Here is a 17,746-nt window from a genome sequence, read left to right on the forward strand (position 1 = left end):
CGCGATTATATCGTCCCTTCGTTTAAAACGAAGGGGCGTTTTTTATTTCATAAACAAAGGAGCAGACAAAATGACTAACTTATTAGAGGATTTATCATTCCGCGGCTTAATCCAGCAAATGACGGATGAAGAAGGACTGAATAAACAGCTGAACGAAGAAAAAATCCGTTTATACTCAGGGTTTGACCCGACGGCTGACAGCCTGCACATCGGACACCTTCTGCCGATATTGACACTGCGCCGTTTCCAGCTTGCAGGCCACCATCCGATTGCGCTTGTAGGCGGCGCGACGGGACTGATCGGCGATCCGAGCGGTAAAAAAGCGGAACGTACGTTAAATACTCAAGATATCGTTGTCGAATGGTCGCAAAAAATTAAAAATCAGCTTTCCCGATTTTTAGATTTCGAGGCCGGAGAAAACCCCGCTGTCATAGCGAACAACTTTGATTGGATCGGAAAGCTGAGCATCATTGAATTTCTCCGCGACGTCGGAAAGAACTTCGGAATTAACTACATGCTTGCGAAAGATACTGTAAGCTCAAGAATTGAAACCGGGATTTCTTACACGGAATTCAGCTACATGATCCTGCAATCCTACGATTTTCTGAATCTGTACAGAGAAAAGAACTGCAAACTCCAAATCGGAGGCAGTGACCAGTGGGGCAACATCACGGCCGGTCTTGAACTGATCAGAAAATCAGAAGAAGAAGGGGCGAAAGCTTTCGGTCTTACCATTCCGCTCGTCACAAAAGCTGACGGCACGAAGTTCGGCAAAACAGAAGGCGGAGCCATTTGGCTTGATAAAGAAAAAACATCGCCGTACGAATTCTACCAATTCTGGATCAATACAGATGACCGCGACGTCGTCAAATACTTAAAATACTTCACTTTCTTATCAAAAGAGGAAATTGAAGCTTATGCTGAAAAAACGGAGACGGCTCCTGAGAAAAGAGAAGCGCAGAAACGTCTCGCTGAAGAGGTGACTGTTCTTGTGCACGGCCGTGAAGCGCTTGAGCAGGCCGTTCATATCTCCCAGGCGCTGTTCAGCGGCAATATTAAAGAGCTTTCCGCTCAAGACGTCAAGGTAGGATTTAAAGATGTACCTTCGTTTGAAAAAGACCGCTCTGAAGAACTGTCTTTAGTAGACGTGCTTGTGGAATCTAAATTGTCGCCTTCAAAACGGCAGGCACGCGAAGACATTCAAAACGGAGCTGTTTACATTAACGGCGAGCGCCAGACGGACATCGGGCATCTTCTGACTGCTGAAGACCGCATTGAAGATCAATTTACCGTACTGCGCCGCGGAAAGAAAAAATACTTCCTGATCACGTACTGAAAATAAAAAGCAGTCCGGCCGCTCAATGCGGCAGGCTGCTTTTTTATGTTTTGTGAATACTGCACGGGGAAATGAGTACAGTACATAGTATAAGCAAAACAGGGAAGGGGTGCTGCGCCGTGAATTTCATGTTTACCATCGCAAAAGAAAGATTGCAGCGGGATCATTGGGAACAGCAGCAAAGCATAAACGCCGAAGCCAAAGCCGAGGAATCAGAGACGGAAGAAGAAAATCCGACATCATAAAGGGAAAGCCTCCATTCTGTGGATTGGAGGCTTTTGTTTGTCACCATATCAGCCTGACGGCGGCCATCAGCACGACTCCTGTGATGACCGTGATGGATAAGCTTTTTGTCCGCATCGCGCAAAGCAATGTCGGGATGAGAACGATCATGGCTTTCCAATCAAAGGTCAAAGCGCTGTTTGTTTTCACAATCATGCTTTCCGTTACCAGAGCCGTCAAAATGCAAAGCGGAATAAAGGAGAGCCATTTTAAAGCCAACTCAGGCATCTGAATGTTCCGGACAAATATAAACGGAACAATGCGCGGCACGAGCGTAACAATCATGCAGCCGAGTATAATCCAGATCATTTGTGTGCTGATGCTCATTTGTCCGTCACCACCCCGATCGTTGCCACAATCACGGTTGAGGCGATAACCGCGATGTGTGACGGGACGAAATACGATAACAAGACCATAAAAATGATCATATAGAGAATTAAGGAGAGGCTGTGCTTCAGCTTTTCCGAAGCGGACGACTGCAATTGCAGCACAAGCAGCGCCGCAAACATAGCGGGCAAAGCAAAGTCCAGGCCGAGCGCGTAAGGATCAGATATCCATTGTCCGAGAAGCCCGCCCATCACGCAGGAAATAACCCAGCACATGTAAGCGGTTATATTGAGGCCGTTCATCCACTTATCGTATAACCTGCCGTTCTGAGCCGCTTTGTTCACCGCTACCCCGAAAGATTCGTCAGTAAGCAAAGCCCCGAAGCCGATATTTTTCAGCAAAGAGTATTTCGTGAAATAAGGCGCGATGGTCAGGCTCAGCAGAAGGTGCCGCAGATTGACGATAAACGTCGTTAAAATAATGGCGGAAATCGGACTCCCGGAAACAAGGAGTGAGCAAATAATAAATTGGGCGGCGCCGGCATAGACACACAAAGATAACAAACAAATTTCAAGAATGCTTAGATGAGAGGCAACGCCAACGATGCCGAAAGCAAAACCGATGCTCATATAGCCCAGCAGCGTAGGCACACAATCCCGCACCCCCTGTAAAAACGTATCGTTCATTTCCCGGGAAACGGCGGTTTTTTGCACTTCTGTGTTAATCATTTTTTATACTCCTTTCATAGAGATTATAATGATAACGACTAATGAAAAAATCAAAGAAAATACGGTTCACATTTATATGAACCGATTTCCGGTGACGACATGAAATAACGAATGGTTTTGTTTCATCAGGCCCTCAACTTTTTCAGCCCCTACTTCTTTCACAAGCTCCGCGAACATCAGATCGTGCCTCATATATTCCATGGCCACGAGAACGAGAGCGGGATCTTCTGATTTAATGGCCCAGGCATTCGTCTGCGGAGAAAAATTGGCGATTAAGACTTCTTTATTATCTCGGGCAGCTATCGTTAATCTTCCGCCCATCCGTTTCTCCGCCACTTCAGGAGACATATTATGATGTGTCGTATTTCCGAGCTTCACTTCCGGAGGGCCAAACACAATCGAAAAGACGGGCAATTGTTCGGCGGCGCGTTTGTTAGCGGCTTCTTGAATAAAGGGAATCTGCTGTTCCCAGACAGACAGCCACAACTCTTCCTCGGCTTTTTCAATCATATCCTTCATCTCATTGATGACATGATCATTCGTGCTGATGCGGCGGATAACATTCATCTCCTGCTCGCTTTCCAGCGCCAATAACTTTTCCTCAAGGTAGCCGAATGAGCTCTCGAAATCGTGCCGGAGCCGGTCGATTAATTCTTTTCCGGCCAGCGGGGCATATGTAACCGGATCAGACGGCACAATATGGACAGCGCCTTTATCAACTAATTTCCCCAATACCTCATAGATCATTGAGCGGGGAACGCCTGACCTTTTGCTGATTTCATATCCGGTAACAGGCGAGTGTTTCAACAAGCCGATATATGCTTTACATTCATATTGAGAAAATCCAAATTTCTGTAATTCTTTCAGAACATCCTCCATAAACATCCTCCGTAGTGGTTATTCATGAAACTACTATAATGTAAGCGGTTATATCTTGTCAATGGGACTTGAGTGCTGAAAGAAAGGTGCCTCTGTTTTGTCGCTTTCCAACTTAGTTTATGGTGAGTTACATGTATGGCTTTTGTGAAAAACGTTGCCGTAGACCCACACGAATGCCGTTTGATACGATAAATTCAAGAAGTTAAAAAGAGGAGGATCACGGTGGAAAACACCTCTAAAATCGCTTTTTTATCGGTTATGAGCAATACCCTGGTCGTCATGCTCAAAATAGTGGTGGGGATAATAACCGGATCTGTCGCGATACTTTCTGAAGCCATTCATTCTTTTTTAGATTTGATCGCCGCCTTCATTGCCTTTATCTCCGTCAGGATTTCAAAAAAGCCGGCTGATACAGGGCATCCGTACGGTCATGGAAAAGTCGAGAATCTGTCGGGGACTATCGAGACGATTCTGATTTTTGCGGCAGGGATTTGGATGATATATGAATGCGTTCAAAAACTGGTCAACCCCGCGCCGGTTCATCTGCCTCTATTGGGAATTGTTGTGATGCTTGCGGGGGCTCTCATTAATTTGATCGTTTCGAAGTTCGTAAAAAGAGAAGCCGAAAAGGTTAATTCCGTGGCAATGAAATCAAATGCCCTGCATTTACTGACTGACGTGTACACATCATTAGGCGTAGCGGCAAGCCTTTTGGTCGTTACCTTAACGGAGTGGTACATACTTGATCCCATTATAGGTATGGTGCTGGCGGTGTATATCATATATGAAGCGTTTAAGTTAATGAAAGAAGCATTCCCGCCGCTGATTGATACCCGTTTGTCGGAAGAGGAAGAAAAAACAATTTTAAAGATTATTGAAACATTTCAACAGGAATTTATTGAAATTCACGATTTTCGTACAAGACGCTCCGGCCCGCAGGAGTATATTGATTTTCACCTGGTCGTAGCCTCTCACGTGACGATTAAAGACGTGCACGACCTGTGTGACCGCATTGAAAGAGATATTACGAAGGAATTCAAACAAGCACAGGTAATGATTCACCCCGAGCCGGAGAGCGAGAGGAAGAAATAAACCGATCTTATGTTTGCGTTTGTTCCCGGCAAAATGCCTGCAAAAGGCCCGTTCCCACGGGTCTTTTTGTTGTATAAATGACTATTTCTCGCTCATATGAGAGAGAAGCTTATACACGTGAGGGGTTCATTTCATACGTTATGTTGTAAAGAAAAAGGGAGGTGAACAGAATTGAACGCTATTTCTGTTAAAGAAATTGAACATGGAGTTGCCGTTGCGGAAAGAGAAGGTTTAGGGGAGTATTTATACCAAGAACCGGTTTCTAAAAAATGTTCGCGCCGTTCCCGCAGCAGAAAACGGACACACCGTTCTCGCAGCAGAAGACGGACGCATCATCGGACACACCGTTCCCGCAGCAGAAGACGGACGCATCATCGGACACACCGTTCCCGCAGCAGAAGACGGACGCATCACCGGACACACCGCTCCCGCAGCAGAAGACGGACGCATCGCCGGACACACCGTTCCCGCAGCAGACGATCCCATCAAAAACGTACCCGCAAACGCTGTTTTAAATGCTGACTGCAGACTCTGTTACAAGTAACGGGGATCTGCTATAATGGCAAGAGAACTGCATAAAAGATCCGGTATCATCATCTGCGGACACTGAACTGACAACATGGCGCTGTTTGTTCGTGTCCGTTTTTCATGTCAACAAAGATGCCGGAGGATAAAAAGGAAGGGATGACGCCGAATGAAGCTGAATGAGGATTTTTATAACTCTGAAGGAAAGACAGTCTCTTTGCCAAACATAAGCAGCAAGCTTTTGCATATCACGGACAGCGGGCATATCAGCGTTGACTTCATCAGTATAAGCAGGCTGCGGAAGGCTTCAAAAATCGCGATCTTAGGTGACAGCGTCGCCCGGGGGCTGCGTGCGGAATACGGCTTTGGTGACATTCTGAAAGATCGGACAAACGCTGAAATAACCAATCTGTCTGTCAGCGGCGTTAATATGAGCAACAACGGAAGCGATAACATTTATCAGCAGGCGCTTAAAACAAAGGGACATGATGTCATCATTGTCCAGGGAACAGATGATGATTGGTGCAATCACATTCCCATTGGTACAGATGAAAAGGATATCACCACATTTTACGGAGGTTTCTGCCAAGTGATCCAGCGGCTGCGGAGCGGAAATAAAGGCGCGAGTATCATTGTAGTGACCCCAACGAGACAAGCAAAAATATCAAAAGGAAAAATCGTCCGCCGTGATACTGATAAAAATAAACTGGGTCTGAAGCTGGCTGACTATGTGAAAGCCCAAAAAGAAGCCTGCACACTCCTCTCTGTACCGTATGCCGATCTGTTTGATACTGATCTCATCGACCCGTATAATCCCGCTTTCCGCAGCATGTGCATGTCAGAAGGTCTTCATCCGAACGAGAAAGGGCATCAAATCATATTTCAGGAAATCTGCCGGAATTATTATTACTATTATGGGTAACACAGCGCTAACAGATTATTTTCGGCTTTGCTTTTCTAAAAGCTCAATTATTCTTTGAGATGCGTGTTTTTGCGCTCTCAAAAGCGAGACGATATTACCGGTAAAACCGATTAAAATGATAAGCAGCAAAATGATCATCCACATAGCGAACCTCCTGTCGGGTTTTAAAACATTCTCTCTTTATTTTACTTATTATGGATCGGCCGGAGAATAGGTCTAAACGAACGGTGTTTCTTTAAGAGTCCATAAAAAAAGCACAGACTGAACGGGTCTGTGCATTTTTATTCGCTTATTTCAGCAGGTTCAATGATTCCCGATTAAAGGCTTCCAAATCGTCAGGCGTTCTGCTCGTTACGATGTTATGGCTCACGACGACTTCTTCATCTTTATAATGTGCGCCGGCATTGATTAAGTCTTTGCGGATGCTGCGGAATCCCGTGATATCTTTTCCATTAAGAAGGCCGGTATCAATCAGCAGCTACGGGCCGTGGCAGATCGCGAAAACGGGTTTCTGATTTTCCACGAATGCTTTAGTGAATTCACCCGGGCGGTCATCTCCGCGCAGAAGATCCGGTGAAAAGCCTCCGGGAATCAATAACGCATCGAATTCCTTGGGATCTGCGTCTGAGATTGCTTGATCGATCTTTACTTTCTCACCGTGCTTGCCCGTCACTTCTTTCCCTGTTTCCAAATCTATTGTCACCACACTGTGGCCCGCTTCTTTAAATGCTTCCGCCGGGCTTGTATATTCAATATCCTCAAATTGATCTGTCATCAGAACTGCGATTTTTTTGCTCATACATCATGCCCCCTGTGAATTTGTATATGACAAGAATATCAGGCGGATTGCCGCCTCACAACGTATTTGCTTGAAGATACGGCATGAAAAAAAGACCCCTCTGAAAAAGAGGAGCCAAAAGGTACGGAGGTCTGCTGAAACTTACGTGTTTAACCTGAGATAAGGCAAGAAATCGAACCAATTACTTTTTGCGTCTTTTTTTATCCTTTTTACACCCGCATTTCCCCGGATCTCCCGGATCAATGACTTCGTGAATTGTCTCTTCCTGATAAACATGGCGGGGAACATAACGGATATGTTCTCTGTTAATGTGTTTGATGGGATGGACGTAAACCACTTCTTTGTCAGTATACTTGTCAGTCACAATATACTTAGGGTCACAGTAATACACTTTCGATTTTTTACCCATTCATCTCACCTCCCGTACTTTATTAAATGCTGACAAGGAGGATTTTGCATCGGACAAGTACACCATGGCAAGTCCACAATTTTTCATATGCAATTTCGTTTTTCTGATTTTTCCTGAATCCGCCTCAAATTGGAATGGCTAACCCTTTTTGAGCGGGGAAATCTATAAAAAAGAATTCAAAAACGATTCTTTTCTCAGGTCAATCGAGATGCATACATCTTTAGGGGGATTTTTAGAATGCTCGATGAAAAAACGATTGAAATCATTAAAAGCACAGTGCCGGTCTTAGAAGAGCATGGTGAAGAAATCACAGGCCGATTTTATGACCTGCTGTTTCAGCATCACCCTGAGCTGCTGAATATCTTTAATCAGACGAATCAAAAGAAAAAAACACAGCGTACGGCCTTGTCGAATGCTGTGATTGCGGCCGCAGCCAATATTGACCGGCTGGAAAACATAGTCCCCGTCGTCAAACAAATCAGCCATAAGCACCGGAGTATCGGTGTTAAGCCTGAGCATTACCCAATCGTTGGAAAGTACTTGTTAATCGCGATAAAGGATGTGCTAAAAGACGGGGCTGCTCCTGAGGTCATTCAGGCATGGGAAAAAGCATACGGCGTCATTGCAGACGCTTTTATCGGAATTGAGAAGGACATGTATGAACAAGCGGAAACGCAAAAAGGCGGTTGGAAAGACTATAAGGCGTTTACAATTGATAAAAAGGTAAAAGAAAGCAAGGAGATAACGTCGTTTTATTTAAAACCGGAAGACGGACAAGGTCTCCCCGATTTCAAAGCGGGACAGTATATCAGTGTAAAAGTATACATTCCGGACACGGGCTATACGCATATCCGCCAGTACAGCTTATCCGACGTGTCCGGTAAGGATTATTACCGGATTTCCGTTAAAAAAGAAGGGGTTGTTTCCTCATATCTGCATGACCAATTACACGAAAAGGATTCAATTGAGATCAGCGCTCCGGCCGGGGATTTCGTATTAGACCCTGATTCCAAAAAGAATCTGGTTCTCATCAGTGCCGGTGTCGGAATTACCCCGATGATCAGCATGTTAAAGACGGTTGCCAAAACCCAGCCGCAGCGAAACGTTCTCTTTATCCATGCGGCAAGGAGCGGAGAGTATCATGCGTTGCGGCATGAAGCTGAAGAAGCCGCGGAACACTCATCCGTTGACACCCTCTTTATTTACAGCGAGCCGTCCGAACAAGACCGTTCAGAAAACATTCGTTTTCGGGAAGGCCGGATTGACAAACAGCTGTTAGAAGAAGTGATGACAGATAAAAATGCTGATTTTTACCTGTGCGGATCACCGTCGTTCATTAAAGAAATGAAAAAGCTGATTTCTGAATTCAATACACCGCCGGAATCCATTCACTATGAATTATTCGAACCGCAGCTGAGTATGGTGTGATTGGAGAAGGAAGGACGATGATTTTAATGTATGAAGCACCCGGATTGGGTGCTTTTTTATTTTATATCGCCCCGTTTTTTGGGGGTGGTATTTTCTTCCTTGAAAAAGCAGTTCCTGAAATGCCATTCCATCGAAATATTGCTTTTACCAGTAAACGGGGTTCTCGGCTCTGCTGATCTCGGAATTTTTGACCGCCATCAAAATCAGCCGCATGTAAAACATATGGCCTGCGAGTTGGATATTTGCGTTATTACGTCAGTAAGCTTTCACGGAGCGTTGAACAGCGGCAGGACATAAGAGAATCGGAACAAATTGAATTGGACGCGGTTGTCATTGGGTTTCTTCATCGGAAGAATTATTACGAAAAGTAAAGCGAGAGCAAAATTAAAAGCAGCGAAACGGCCGGTCAAAACTGTTTAACTGACGTTCATTAAAGAATACGGTTTGTTCCTGAGTTTGGAGCGTAGATTTGACAGTTAGAGATTTCTATAGAGGCATAATTATTTTTCTCTTATCCTGCTAATTGAGTTTTTTGGTTTAGAGCAAGGATCAGGAATAGGTTGCTGAATTTTTATATACAGGAAAATTTAAGGATAAAATAGACGCCTTATTGGTTGGATAAGAACAATGGGTTAAAAAAGGAGACAAGAGCAAGGGATTTGGAGAATAATAATGAAATCTTATTTGATTGGAAATTAATGAAACTATCCGTCATTCAGATCGTAAGATTAATAGAGGAGTGTTAATATGAATATAGATGTTGAAATATTTAAGATGGCACAAGAGGTAAAATGCGCTAAGAGTGTCAAAAATGTGTTTTGGGCATCGTATTTCCTAAAATCTAAAGGAGACCGATGGAAAAAGAGGCTTTACTTCTTTCTTGGAGTTGTTAGTATAATAGCTTACTTTTTAATCGGAAGGGAATTTTTGTTTAAGAATTTATATTATTCATTAGAAGATTTGACTGCTAAATTAGATATTTCGAAGTCTAACGCTATTATATTAACTATAAGCCTTTCAATCTTTCCAATTATGGTGATAATTGCGGTTACTTTAAGGAAATATGCTATGTTGGTTGATCGTAAATGGGGAATAAGTGATTTATATTATTCACTTTCTTATAAGGCCTTAAAAAAATATTTACACAGAAAAAATTATAACGATAAAGTTATTGAAAAACGCATTTTACCTTATATAATATCGAAAACTCCAATCTTTAGTTATATTCCATTGGTTCATCTTATATTGTAGTATCAATACCTGTTAGTATATTTGGGGTTTTGTTTACCACAAGTATTAATGAATCAGCCAGTTTAGTAGAATTTAAGGGATTTTTATTAACTCTTGGTTCTATTACAATTATGTTATGGTTTATTGGGGCAACATCATTTAAAGCATTACCCACATTAAGTATTTTTAGTGAAAAAAAGCATATAAGGAACTGGAACGGATTTTACAAGGATATTTATTAGAGAAAGAAATCAAACTGGGTAGTAGAAAGAAGATAAAGAGAAAAGTTTAATTAAGCCCTAGACGGAAAGCCTGTGGACACTGATCATTGTACAGATTTACTGTGCTCTGATTGGTATCCGTTTTTTGTTTTCCGGAAAAGGCGGCAAAGAAATGCTGATATAAATGCATAGGATCCATCTGAGCGCTTTCCCCACCTTGGGATTGGCAAAGGATGAAACGATCCGGGAGCGGCTTTTTTAAGGGGAAATAATAGGAGGAGCATATGCAAGATTTAATCATTGAATATAAAAGCGCGTTGAAAGATGTTAAAAAGATGTACCGGCAATTATCGGCGGTTGCTGACAGTCTCTTAACCGCTGAACAATAAAGCGATAAAAAGATCATTGGCGGCATGATAAGCGACATTGAATATACAATCGAATGGCTACAGAACGGAAGACAACCCGGCGCCCGTCGTGGTGCTGATGCAGGGATGTATATAAAAGAACGATTCTGGCTGATCCGCGTTTAATTGATGCGCTGCCGGAAGAATATGCAATCGTTCAAGAGGCTGAGGGAGACGTAAAAGATTGGGATAAGGAAAGAATCGCTGACACCCTATCTGTACTTACCGACCGAGAGAAAGATATTTTTATCATGCACGCTGTGCAAAATTTGTCTTTTGAAGAAATAGCCGCTTTACTCAATATAAAAAAAGGAACCGTCCAAAAGAATATTGAACGATCCCGCTTAAAAATGAAAAATAGAGCAAATGACAGCCTTTTTTGTTTAGCTTAAACAGGCTGTCTTTTTTTATGATGATCTTTTATTAATGCCAAGCCGCTCACGTAATGCAAATTGAAGAAGCTGCGAAAAGTTTACACCTTCTTTTTCTGCTGCTTTTCGCCAGCCATTTAGGTACAGTAAGTGTTTTTTTCACCGCTTTGTTTTCCATTTCATCACGGACAATATCTGTCCAGGCGCTTACCATAACAACAAAACCGGTTGCCGGCACTTTGATATCTTTTGGAGCGGAGGGGGAAGGGATGTCTTCGCCGTCTTCTTCCATGCCATATAGAAAGCCTTCGAGCGCATCTTTTGCCATGCTCATTTCACCTTCTGAAATGCAGCCGGGTAAATCGGGAAAAGTAATTGTGTAGCCGTCGCTTCCGTCTGCTCCTGCATCAAAAATCGCCTATATAAAACCTCCTTACAAGGGGGTTGTTTAAGTATAGAATTTAGTGTGCTGGGTTTGAAGTCTTTTTTGGATGTGGGACTGTTACCGTGCCCGGTTTGGTTGGAAGTTTAAAGTGGTGATGACTATCAACAACCCGCTTTAAATACCACCCATCTTTAGTAAGTATCTTTATGATATCTCTTGAAGACTTCATGTTTCCCTCCCTTCAATTATAACGCGTGTTATTAATAAGTGTTGATACTTATTTTTGAAAAAAAGCATTTTTTGTCTTACGGTTGAGGCTAATTTATGAAAAGAACTTTTGTTCGACAAATTTCGCAAATCCTTACAATTTTTGAAGAGTGGTCGATATATTATTGGGGTGATAATATGACTAGAAATTTTGGCGAATCAAAAGGAATCAGAACTTATTTAGAAAATCGCTATGGAAAAATTCACAATCTAACAATAGATGAAGAAAAGGAGCTTCAAAAAACAATTATTTTAGATCATGAAGAAGATGATCTAAAAAGGATGTTTAACAAGGCAGAAGGTGCCATTAATATTTCAAAAGATAGTCAGTCTTTGCATGTGCAGCCCTTTTCATTTTTTATGGTAATGATTACTGTTTTATCTTCTGCTGCGGTAGGGGTATTCAGTTCTGCTATGGGCTTGCTCAATAGCATTTACGGAAAATATATAGATGGGAAAAAACTGAACAAAGAACAAATTTCAGGCTTATTGGATTCACTTGACTTCACTCCGATTTTTCGGTCAGTGTTATGGGCTGTGGCAATACCATTTTTCATTGTTTTAATAGCATGGTTTTTTTTCTATAGGAGGGAAACAGCAAAAATAGATAAACGATACATCATCTATGTTTTATTGAAAGAGTGTATAGATAACTACGATAAAATAAAGGGTCAAGTAGAACCAATTGAAGAAAATTAAAGGTGATAATAGTAAGCATCCTACGGGGTGCTTTTTGTTCGACAAATTTCGCAAACTATTCCATTGCCCTTTCATTTCATCAATAATAGGGTGGGAGGGAAAGAACTTGGATCAATTTTCATTTGTACAAGAGGCGGTAAGTAAAGGTAATGATTTATCTAGTGACTTGTTTGCTGTTTATATGGATATTGCGTCGACATTTCAGAATTACGAGACAACCTATGAGTATTTGTATGGAAAAACAAAAGAAGATGTTGATGCTAGAAAAAATTCAAATGGTGAACATATATTAATAGAGCCGATTATAATTCCTTCTGTTTCCAGTGCGTTATTTATTGGAATATATGGTGATTTTGAATACTATCTTAATTTAATTTGCAATGCTTATAAAACAAAACATGGTTATAAGATTGATCTAAAAGATATATCAGGAAATGGTATTGAAAGAGCTGTTTTGTATTTAACTAAAGTTGTTCAAGTGAGAGACTTAAAAAAAACACCTGAATGGAATAAAATAAAGCACTGGAATAGAATTAGAAATATTATTGTGCACAATAATCGAGTTATTAGAAATAAAGAAGATGAAGATTCAATTAATTTTTTGAATCTTAATATTAATAAAAAGCAAAATAGAGTGTATCTTTTAATAGATGATTGCAAAAGGTTTCATGATCTTATATTGAATTTTCTACGGATATGTATTTGAGTAGGTTTTTTGTTCGACAAATTTCGTAAATGTTCCATTGTCACTCACTTTTGCCGATAATATGGAGGGAGGGGGTGAACACTATGGATATTTTGCCGTTCAGGGACTTAATTCAAGATGGTTTAGGTAATTATTATGAGATTGTCAGCGTAGAGGGTGATGAACTAACAATAGTTAATTTCATTCTCTATAGAACTTTTACCAGGATTGTTAAAGAGGATTTTATAAAAGACTTCGAGAAATATGAAAATACGGTTTATGTTGGTCAACTTTTCATGGATATGTTAAACAGCAAAATCAATGGAATTAAAGAGGGGAAATTCCCAGGTAACATTTTCTTATTAGAGGATATACTAAAAAAATATAATGTTAGTAATTTACCTTTATACGAGAAACAAGCAAGCATAACTAGTAATTAAAAGCACTCTTCAAGGGTGCTTTTTTATATTCTCTGTAAACTGCGTCCGGTAAATCAGTCGTTGATATTTACTGATTTTGTTTCCATGTAGTTAATAAGAATCATTTATTATGCTCTACCATTTTTCCGCCTCTAATAATGTGTTAACATGTTTTTAATAAATCAGTATCTTTACAGCTAGCACAAGAAAAAAACAAGTTGTTAGAAAGTTGTAAGTAGACAAAATATTTCATATTTTATAAAATGTGGGTGTACTTAAAAACAAGCACCCGGAATTATGCAGATTGGAGAAATCAAAATGACTAATAAGAAAATTATCTTTGACATTATTATGTACATTATTTTCGGTGGGGTAAGTGTTTACTTATTTTCGCAAACTAATTTTGGGACAGGTGCGTTGATTTGTATTATTGTAATTTATCTTGCTGTTATCGGGTATAAAGTCAAACAGTTAGTCAGTCGGGCTGATTCTTAGGGTGCGTTAAGGGGGATTAGTAAGTGAAGAGGAAAAAAGTTTTGGCCGGAGTTTTGGCTGCGTCAATCGCTGCAGGTACAGTTTTACCAACAAGTTCTGCGTTTGCTAAAAACATTGAAGCACCTTCCTATGAACAGTTAAACAAGGATTTTAAAATCACAAGTGAAGTAATTAAGGATGACGGCAAACTAGTGGAGATTCAATACGCCAAACAAGGTGAGAAACACAAAGCTGTACTTAATGCAAAAGATCATACTGTTAAAGTAGATGGTGAATTGCAAAAAGGTTTGAGCTATGATTTTGATGAAAAGAAAGCAGAGATAGCAAATGGCACTCAAAATTCATCAGCGACAGATACATTCACAACAATGGCCGCGAAACCAAAGGCAGGATATAAGTATGTTGGAACGGTGTCTGGTCATACAAAAGAGTCTAAAAATGCAATCACCTTAGTGGGATCTTTATTTGGAACAATTCCTGGGCTTGGATGGGGTGCTAAGGCTGCAGGTGTCTTGTTTGCTTACTGGACCAAAGAACGAATCCCTGACGCTTATTACAAATATGATTTGTATGAAAAAGGTGCAATGACTAACTCATGGTATCAATATACTACAACTCAATTTTTTGAAGATAAAGCACATAAAAAGCCGATGGGTAAACCTTGGACAAGCAGCCCAACAAAAATCGACTTGCCTAATAGCTAACCGGGAAAGCAGGTGTTTAAGCCTGCTTTTTTATATTCTCTGTAAACTGCTTCCAATAAATCTCGGAAATACGAATGGCAGTTAACAGTCTGAGGACGAGGGGCAGTTTAGAAAGAATATGATTGGAGGGATTACATGAAAACAATTAATCAAGCCTTTGAGGAATTAGGAAAGAATCTAAGGTGTGCGGCTGAAAGGATGCCAACACCCAAGTCGCTATCCACAGAAGCTTTTATTATGTTGAGTAAAGGAGATAGAGCATGGAAACAATTTATGCGCGCCCATTTGAGACGTCATGGTTTATTTCGCTCACGTTCTTCTGTTTATCGTGTGTAGTCTGTTCAGGTAAATCAGAAAAGGAATAAGCATGGCAAGGCAACGTGATGAGTTAGACAAAATCTATAATACAGCACGCTGGAAGCGAGTAAAAAAAGCCGTTCTAATTAGGGACGGCTATTTGTGTTGTGAGTGACGTCGTCGTGGATTAATAGGAGACAAATACGGTCCACAATCTCATCACATTAAGAGATGATCCAAGCGGGGCATTTGATCTTGATAATCATAAAACGATCTGTTTAAAGTGTCACAACAGGAGGAACCCGGAAAGAAAGGTGGGGAGAAGGAAAAAACGATTATATGAAAGTAACACTTATAGCGGAAAATATGGAAGGGTTTTTCTCCATAATAGAGAATTTTTAGGGAAGGATATTAAAGCAGGTGAATCATATTCAAAGTCGTATTATCCTAAAAAGACAAAGTTTTTTATGTCCCAACATACTTCGGTAGCCGGCTGGAATGGTTCACTTCCTGATACTTCAACTGGAACATTGGCTCCTGCTCTTGCGAATAAAATAGCAATGCTGTATCCAGAGATAATAAATACTCACAGAAAAAAACAATGCCCTTACTGGCTAAAGCAAATTTCCCGGTTGTACCTGTTGATAAAAGAGAAAAATGGAATCACAGAACGGATCACAACCTTTTAAATCCTTGGTGGGATAAATATTAATAAGTAAGAGGTGGCTCAATGGCGGTTTTTGTTGAAAAAACGATCCAGGGTCTAAAAGAATTAATTGATGAAAAAGACCGCTTGAAAATTTTAGGGAATGAAGGAGCTCTTTTAGAAACAGAATGTACTTTCTTTAAAGGTGCAACAGATCTGGAGATTGAGAGTTTTGAGAAGAAAATAAAAGTCTCACTTCCTGAAGATCATAAAACCTTTTTAAAATTGCATAACGGAGCCAGAATATTTGATTTGTTGATTTACGGTGAGAATGTGGGTGGGGGTTTGCATATTCTTAATTTAGAAGAGATTGAAAAGTATATGCAAAATGGTTTTTTAGAGCCTCAGTTTATTCCCGTCGCACATCTGTTAGACGGATGTTATTTGTTAATTAACAAAACCAAAATGTCCACAGATCCAAACTATTTATGGTTCCGCGGATTTATTGAGTATGAACCAATGCAACTTAATTTTGAGATATTCTTAGATAGGTATATTTTATCTCAGGGATCAAGTTTTTGGGGATGGAATATCTATACTGCTGAGAATTATTATAGGACTCACCAGGGTGATGAGGATTAACCTTTCCTACAGTTGGGTTGGTTCATTTTTACTATTAGACTTCGATTTGAACTTTTAAAAATAGGTTTAATTTGGAAGACGAACCGATTAATTGGTGTATAGAGGATTTATAAAAAGCGCAGATACTCTGCGCTTTTTTATTTAAGTATTTTCCGAATCATTCGCAGCCCGTTTTTGGAAGAAGGATAACGGAAAGCGAAGTCGAAGCGGTTCGTTTGTTTGACGACGCTTTTTTTGTGCGTAAACGTGTTAAAGCTGTCAAATCCGTGATAGCTGCCGATGCCGCTTTCCCCGACGCCGCCGAATGGCAAATACGGCGTCGCAACATGCATTAACGTATCATTGATACAGCCTCCGCCAAACGACAGATTCTCTAAAACAGCGCGCTCAGTTTCTTTGTTTGTGGTGAAGAGATACAGGGCGAGCGGCTTTGGGCGTGATTGGACTTTCTCGATGACTTCATTGATATCGCCGTATGTAAACAGCGGAAGAATCGGCCCGAAAATCTCCTCCTGCATCACTGGAGAGTCATCCTTCACTTGATCTAGAATCGTCGGCGCTATTTTGTGGTGATCAGGATTAAATTGTCCGCCTGTAATCGGGACGCCATCATTCAGAAAGCTGAGCAGCCGCTGATAGTGGCGTTCACTGACGATTTTGCCGTACTGCGGATTTTGTTCAGGCTGAGGGCCGTAAAATTCACTGATCGCACGCTTCATTTCTTCTGTGAGCTTCGTTTTGATATCTTGGTGGACAAATAAATAATCCGGTGCGATGCAGGTTTGCCCTGCATTTGTAAATTTCCCGAAGACGATGCGTTTGGCGGCAAGCTGTATATCAGCATCCTTATGGACAATGCAGGGACTTTTGCCGCCGAGCTCCAAGGTAACGGGAATTAATTGTTTGGCGGCGGCCTCCATGACGATTTTTCCCACGGCAACGCTTCCAGTGAAGAAAATATAGTCAAAGGGCTGCTGTAATAACACAGTGCTGACGTCGGGCCCGCCCTCCGCCATAGCGACATAGTCACTCGGAAAAACGCTGCTGATGAGTTTGGAAAGAACAGCGGAAACCGCCGGGGTATATTCTGACGGTTTAAGAACGACTGTGTTTCCGGCCGCAATGGCTCCAATCAAGGGTGAGAGCGCCAGCTGCAAGGGATAATTCCAAGGCGCAATCACCAAAACGGTTCCATATGGCTCAGGGATAATGATGCTTTTCGAGCCTAGGTGAGTCAGAGGCGTTTTGACTCGTTTCGGTTTGATCCATTTTCCCAGCCGCTTCATCACAAAACTGATTTCCTCCAGTACAATTCCGATTTCTGTCGTGTACGACTCCTGTTCGGATTTGTGGAGATCCTGATAGAGAGCGGCTATGAGATCGGCTTCATGAGTTTTGACGGCTTGTTTCAGCTTCTGCAAAATGTTCAGTCTCGATTCTAGCTGTCTCGTATGCCCCGCCGCAAAATAGGCTTTGTGTTTGCTGACGATAGAGGGGATGCTGTTCATTCAGTCGCTCCTTTTTTGTAAGGTATGATGATTCATTATGTAA

The 17,746-nt window shown here is 41.3% G+C and carries 25 protein-coding genes, 4 pseudogenes and 1 other annotated feature (1 of these 30 cut by a window edge); of the genes and pseudogenes, 19 read left to right on the forward strand and 10 right to left on the reverse strand.

Annotated elements, in window-relative coordinates; genetic code table 11:
- Positions 1-21, forward strand: a binding site (T-box leader) (it extends 212 nt beyond the left edge of the window).
- Between the two features lie 49 nt (positions 22-70).
- Complete coding sequence (gene tyrS, locus OQ477_RS00625; RefSeq protein WP_007613147.1) at positions 71-1,336, forward strand: tyrosine--tRNA ligase; 1,266 nt, start codon at positions 71-73, stop codon at positions 1,334-1,336.
- A 119-nt stretch (positions 1,337-1,455) separates the two neighbouring features.
- Positions 1,456-1,581, forward strand: coding sequence for a small protein SR7P (sr7p, locus tag OQ477_RS00630; RefSeq protein ID WP_007408768.1), 126 nt, complete (start codon positions 1,456-1,458; stop codon positions 1,579-1,581).
- Between the two features lie 40 nt (positions 1,582-1,621).
- Here sr7p and OQ477_RS00635 read toward each other — a convergent pair whose 3' ends face one another.
- The 3 genes from OQ477_RS00635 to OQ477_RS00645 form a co-directional block, all read right to left on the reverse strand.
- Positions 1,622-1,945: an AzlD domain-containing protein gene (locus tag OQ477_RS00635; RefSeq protein WP_007408767.1), complete on the reverse strand. Its 324-nt coding sequence runs from the start codon at positions 1,943-1,945 to the stop codon at positions 1,622-1,624.
- On the reverse strand, positions 1,942-2,673 hold the full coding sequence (locus tag OQ477_RS00640; protein ID WP_007613144.1) for an AzlC family ABC transporter permease: 732 nt from the start codon (positions 2,671-2,673) through the stop codon (positions 1,942-1,944). The genes OQ477_RS00635 and OQ477_RS00640 overlap by 4 nt, the downstream gene beginning before the upstream one ends.
- Before the next feature lie 72 nt (positions 2,674-2,745).
- The gene (locus tag OQ477_RS00645; RefSeq protein ID WP_044801551.1) at positions 2,746-3,552 is read right to left on the reverse strand and encodes a TrmB family transcriptional regulator; all 807 of its coding nucleotides are present in this window, start codon (positions 3,550-3,552) and stop codon (positions 2,746-2,748) included.
- 222 nt (positions 3,553-3,774) lie between these two features.
- On the opposite strand from OQ477_RS00645, the gene OQ477_RS00650 reads away from it, so the two are divergent.
- The 4 genes and pseudogenes from OQ477_RS00650 (at position 3,775) to OQ477_RS00660 (ending at position 6,091) form a co-directional block, all read left to right on the forward strand.
- Entirely contained in the window at positions 3,775-4,644 is an 870-nt protein-coding gene (locus OQ477_RS00650) for a cation diffusion facilitator family transporter (RefSeq protein WP_265971079.1), read from the forward strand.
- Between the two features lie 171 nt (positions 4,645-4,815).
- Positions 4,816-4,866 (forward strand): annotated as a pseudogene (locus tag OQ477_RS20970) (hypothetical protein); the annotation flags it as partial.
- 47 nt (positions 4,867-4,913) lie between these two features.
- Positions 4,914-5,159: a hypothetical protein gene (locus OQ477_RS00655; protein ID WP_265971081.1), complete on the forward strand. Its 246-nt coding sequence runs from the start codon at positions 4,914-4,916 to the stop codon at positions 5,157-5,159.
- 179 nt (positions 5,160-5,338) lie between these two features.
- Positions 5,339-6,091, forward strand: coding sequence for an SGNH/GDSL hydrolase family protein (locus tag OQ477_RS00660; RefSeq protein ID WP_265971083.1), 753 nt, complete (start codon positions 5,339-5,341; stop codon positions 6,089-6,091).
- Positions 6,092-6,106: 15 nt separating this feature from the next.
- Here OQ477_RS00660 and OQ477_RS00665 read toward each other — a convergent pair whose 3' ends face one another.
- The 4 genes and pseudogenes from OQ477_RS00665 to OQ477_RS20975 form a co-directional block, all read right to left on the reverse strand.
- On the reverse strand, positions 6,107-6,235 hold the full coding sequence (locus OQ477_RS00665; protein WP_007408761.1) for a hypothetical protein: 129 nt from the start codon (positions 6,233-6,235) through the stop codon (positions 6,107-6,109).
- Between the two features lie 145 nt (positions 6,236-6,380).
- Positions 6,381-6,890 (reverse strand): annotated as a pseudogene (locus OQ477_RS00670) (type 1 glutamine amidotransferase domain-containing protein).
- Positions 6,891-7,071: 181 nt separating this feature from the next.
- On the reverse strand, positions 7,072-7,299 hold the full coding sequence (locus tag OQ477_RS00675; protein WP_003152402.1) for a hypothetical protein: 228 nt from the start codon (positions 7,297-7,299) through the stop codon (positions 7,072-7,074).
- Positions 7,300-7,304: 5 nt separating this feature from the next.
- Complete coding sequence (locus OQ477_RS20975; RefSeq protein WP_141137932.1) at positions 7,305-7,376, reverse strand: SWIM zinc finger family protein; 72 nt, start codon at positions 7,374-7,376, stop codon at positions 7,305-7,307.
- 160 nt (positions 7,377-7,536) lie between these two features.
- Here OQ477_RS20975 and hmpA point away from each other — a divergent pair, with 160 nt between their 5' ends.
- The 6 genes and pseudogenes from hmpA to OQ477_RS20890 all read left to right on the forward strand — a co-directional run bounded on the left by hmpA (position 7,537) and on the right by OQ477_RS20890 (position 10,977).
- Positions 7,537-8,727: an NO-inducible flavohemoprotein gene (gene hmpA, locus OQ477_RS00680; RefSeq protein WP_265971085.1), complete on the forward strand. Its 1,191-nt coding sequence runs from the start codon at positions 7,537-7,539 to the stop codon at positions 8,725-8,727.
- A gap of 17 nt (positions 8,728-8,744) precedes the next feature.
- On the forward strand, positions 8,745-8,903 hold the full coding sequence (locus tag OQ477_RS00685; RefSeq protein ID WP_265971086.1) for a hypothetical protein: 159 nt from the start codon (positions 8,745-8,747) through the stop codon (positions 8,901-8,903).
- A complete protein-coding gene (locus OQ477_RS00690) occupies positions 8,827-9,024 on the forward strand; it encodes a hypothetical protein (RefSeq protein ID WP_265972442.1) in 198 nt (65 codons plus the stop codon). Before OQ477_RS00685 ends, OQ477_RS00690 begins: the two co-directional genes overlap by 77 nt.
- Positions 8,970-9,098, forward strand: a complete 129-nt coding sequence (locus OQ477_RS00695) for a DnaB-like helicase C-terminal domain-containing protein (RefSeq protein WP_265971087.1) — start codon at positions 8,970-8,972, stop codon at positions 9,096-9,098. The genes OQ477_RS00690 and OQ477_RS00695 overlap by 55 nt, the downstream gene beginning before the upstream one ends.
- Before the next feature lie 376 nt (positions 9,099-9,474).
- Positions 9,475-9,978, forward strand: coding sequence for a hypothetical protein (locus OQ477_RS00700; RefSeq protein WP_265971088.1), 504 nt, complete (start codon positions 9,475-9,477; stop codon positions 9,976-9,978).
- Between the two features lie 484 nt (positions 9,979-10,462).
- Positions 10,463-10,977 (forward strand): annotated as a pseudogene (locus OQ477_RS20890) (sigma-70 family RNA polymerase sigma factor).
- A gap of 15 nt (positions 10,978-10,992) precedes the next feature.
- Here OQ477_RS20890 and OQ477_RS00710 read toward each other — a convergent pair.
- Both OQ477_RS00710 and OQ477_RS00715 read right to left on the reverse strand, forming a co-directional pair.
- Positions 10,993-11,371: pseudogene (locus OQ477_RS00710) on the reverse strand (type II toxin-antitoxin system HicB family antitoxin).
- Positions 11,372-11,417: 46 nt separating this feature from the next.
- The gene (locus OQ477_RS00715; RefSeq protein ID WP_416346506.1) at positions 11,418-11,570 is read right to left on the reverse strand and encodes a type II toxin-antitoxin system HicA family toxin; all 153 of its coding nucleotides are present in this window, start codon (positions 11,568-11,570) and stop codon (positions 11,418-11,420) included.
- A gap of 95 nt (positions 11,571-11,665) precedes the next feature.
- Here OQ477_RS00715 and OQ477_RS00720 point away from each other — a divergent pair, with 95 nt between their 5' ends.
- The 7 genes from OQ477_RS00720 to OQ477_RS00745 all read left to right on the forward strand — a co-directional run bounded on the left by OQ477_RS00720 (position 11,666) and on the right by OQ477_RS00745 (position 16,195).
- Positions 11,666-12,307, forward strand: coding sequence for a hypothetical protein (locus OQ477_RS00720; RefSeq protein WP_265971089.1), 642 nt, complete (start codon positions 11,666-11,668; stop codon positions 12,305-12,307).
- Positions 12,308-12,413: 106 nt separating this feature from the next.
- Positions 12,414-13,013 (forward strand): hypothetical protein, encoded by a 600-nt coding sequence (locus tag OQ477_RS00725; RefSeq protein WP_265971091.1) that lies wholly within the window; start codon positions 12,414-12,416, stop codon positions 13,011-13,013.
- Positions 13,014-13,096: 83 nt separating this feature from the next.
- Complete coding sequence (locus tag OQ477_RS00730; protein WP_265971092.1) at positions 13,097-13,432, forward strand: hypothetical protein; 336 nt, start codon at positions 13,097-13,099, stop codon at positions 13,430-13,432.
- A gap of 297 nt (positions 13,433-13,729) precedes the next feature.
- Positions 13,730-13,906: a hypothetical protein gene (locus OQ477_RS20895; protein WP_045506830.1), complete on the forward strand. Its 177-nt coding sequence runs from the start codon at positions 13,730-13,732 to the stop codon at positions 13,904-13,906.
- Positions 13,907-13,929: 23 nt separating this feature from the next.
- Positions 13,930-14,610 carry a hypothetical protein gene (locus tag OQ477_RS00735; RefSeq protein WP_044801556.1) on the forward strand — a complete coding sequence of 227 codons (681 nt, stop codon included), beginning with the start codon at positions 13,930-13,932 and terminating at the stop codon, positions 14,608-14,610.
- A gap of 135 nt (positions 14,611-14,745) precedes the next feature.
- Positions 14,746-14,946: a hypothetical protein gene (locus OQ477_RS00740; RefSeq protein WP_265971094.1), complete on the forward strand. Its 201-nt coding sequence runs from the start codon at positions 14,746-14,748 to the stop codon at positions 14,944-14,946.
- 691 nt (positions 14,947-15,637) lie between these two features.
- Positions 15,638-16,195 (forward strand): SMI1/KNR4 family protein, encoded by a 558-nt coding sequence (locus OQ477_RS00745; RefSeq protein ID WP_265971096.1) that lies wholly within the window; start codon positions 15,638-15,640, stop codon positions 16,193-16,195.
- Positions 16,196-16,332: 137 nt separating this feature from the next.
- On the opposite strand, the gene OQ477_RS00750 is transcribed toward OQ477_RS00745, so the two are convergent.
- Complete coding sequence (locus tag OQ477_RS00750; protein ID WP_265971097.1) at positions 16,333-17,703, reverse strand: aldehyde dehydrogenase; 1,371 nt, start codon at positions 17,701-17,703, stop codon at positions 16,333-16,335.
- Between the last annotated feature and the right edge of the window lie 43 nt (positions 17,704-17,746).

Source organism: Bacillus sp. ChL18 (genome assembly GCF_026241425.1).
Taxonomy (GTDB): Bacteria; Bacillota; Bacilli; order Bacillales; family Bacillaceae; genus Bacillus; species Bacillus velezensis.

Bases quoted from the DNA above. Each gene is read 5' to 3' on its own strand.
- hmpA (WP_265971085.1), top strand. From the start codon at position 7,537: ATGCTCGATGAAAAAACGATTGAAATCATTAAAAGCACAGTGCCGGTC.
- OQ477_RS00645 (WP_044801551.1), bottom strand. From the start codon at position 3,552: ATGGAGGATGTTCTGAAAGAATTACAGAAATTTGGATTTTCTCAATAT.
- OQ477_RS20895 (WP_045506830.1), top strand. From the start codon at position 13,730: ATGACTAATAAGAAAATTATCTTTGACATTATTATGTACATTATTTTC.
- OQ477_RS00685 (WP_265971086.1), top strand. From the start codon at position 8,745: ATGATTTTAATGTATGAAGCACCCGGATTGGGTGCTTTTTTATTTTAT.
- OQ477_RS00730 (WP_265971092.1), top strand. From the start codon at position 13,097: ATGGATATTTTGCCGTTCAGGGACTTAATTCAAGATGGTTTAGGTAAT.
- OQ477_RS00700 (WP_265971088.1), top strand. From the start codon at position 9,475: ATGAATATAGATGTTGAAATATTTAAGATGGCACAAGAGGTAAAATGC.
- tyrS (WP_007613147.1), top strand. From the start codon at position 71: ATGACTAACTTATTAGAGGATTTATCATTCCGCGGCTTAATCCAGCAA.
- OQ477_RS00655 (WP_265971081.1), top strand. From the start codon at position 4,914: ATGTTCGCGCCGTTCCCGCAGCAGAAAACGGACACACCGTTCTCGCAG.
- OQ477_RS00720 (WP_265971089.1), top strand. From the start codon at position 11,666: ATGAAAAGAACTTTTGTTCGACAAATTTCGCAAATCCTTACAATTTTT.
- OQ477_RS00640 (WP_007613144.1), bottom strand. From the start codon at position 2,673: ATGATTAACACAGAAGTGCAAAAAACCGCCGTTTCCCGGGAAATGAAC.
- OQ477_RS00635 (WP_007408767.1), bottom strand. From the start codon at position 1,945: ATGAGCATCAGCACACAAATGATCTGGATTATACTCGGCTGCATGATT.
- OQ477_RS00740 (WP_265971094.1), top strand. From the start codon at position 14,746: ATGAAAACAATTAATCAAGCCTTTGAGGAATTAGGAAAGAATCTAAGG.
- OQ477_RS00665 (WP_007408761.1), bottom strand. From the start codon at position 6,235: ATGTGGATGATCATTTTGCTGCTTATCATTTTAATCGGTTTTACCGGT.
- OQ477_RS00675 (WP_003152402.1), bottom strand. From the start codon at position 7,299: ATGGGTAAAAAATCGAAAGTGTATTACTGTGACCCTAAGTATATTGTG.
- OQ477_RS00660 (WP_265971083.1), top strand. From the start codon at position 5,339: ATGAAGCTGAATGAGGATTTTTATAACTCTGAAGGAAAGACAGTCTCT.
- OQ477_RS00715 (WP_416346506.1), bottom strand. From the start codon at position 11,570: ATGAAGTCTTCAAGAGATATCATAAAGATACTTACTAAAGATGGGTGG.
- OQ477_RS00745 (WP_265971096.1), top strand. From the start codon at position 15,638: ATGGCGGTTTTTGTTGAAAAAACGATCCAGGGTCTAAAAGAATTAATT.
- OQ477_RS00750 (WP_265971097.1), bottom strand. From the start codon at position 17,703: ATGAACAGCATCCCCTCTATCGTCAGCAAACACAAAGCCTATTTTGCG.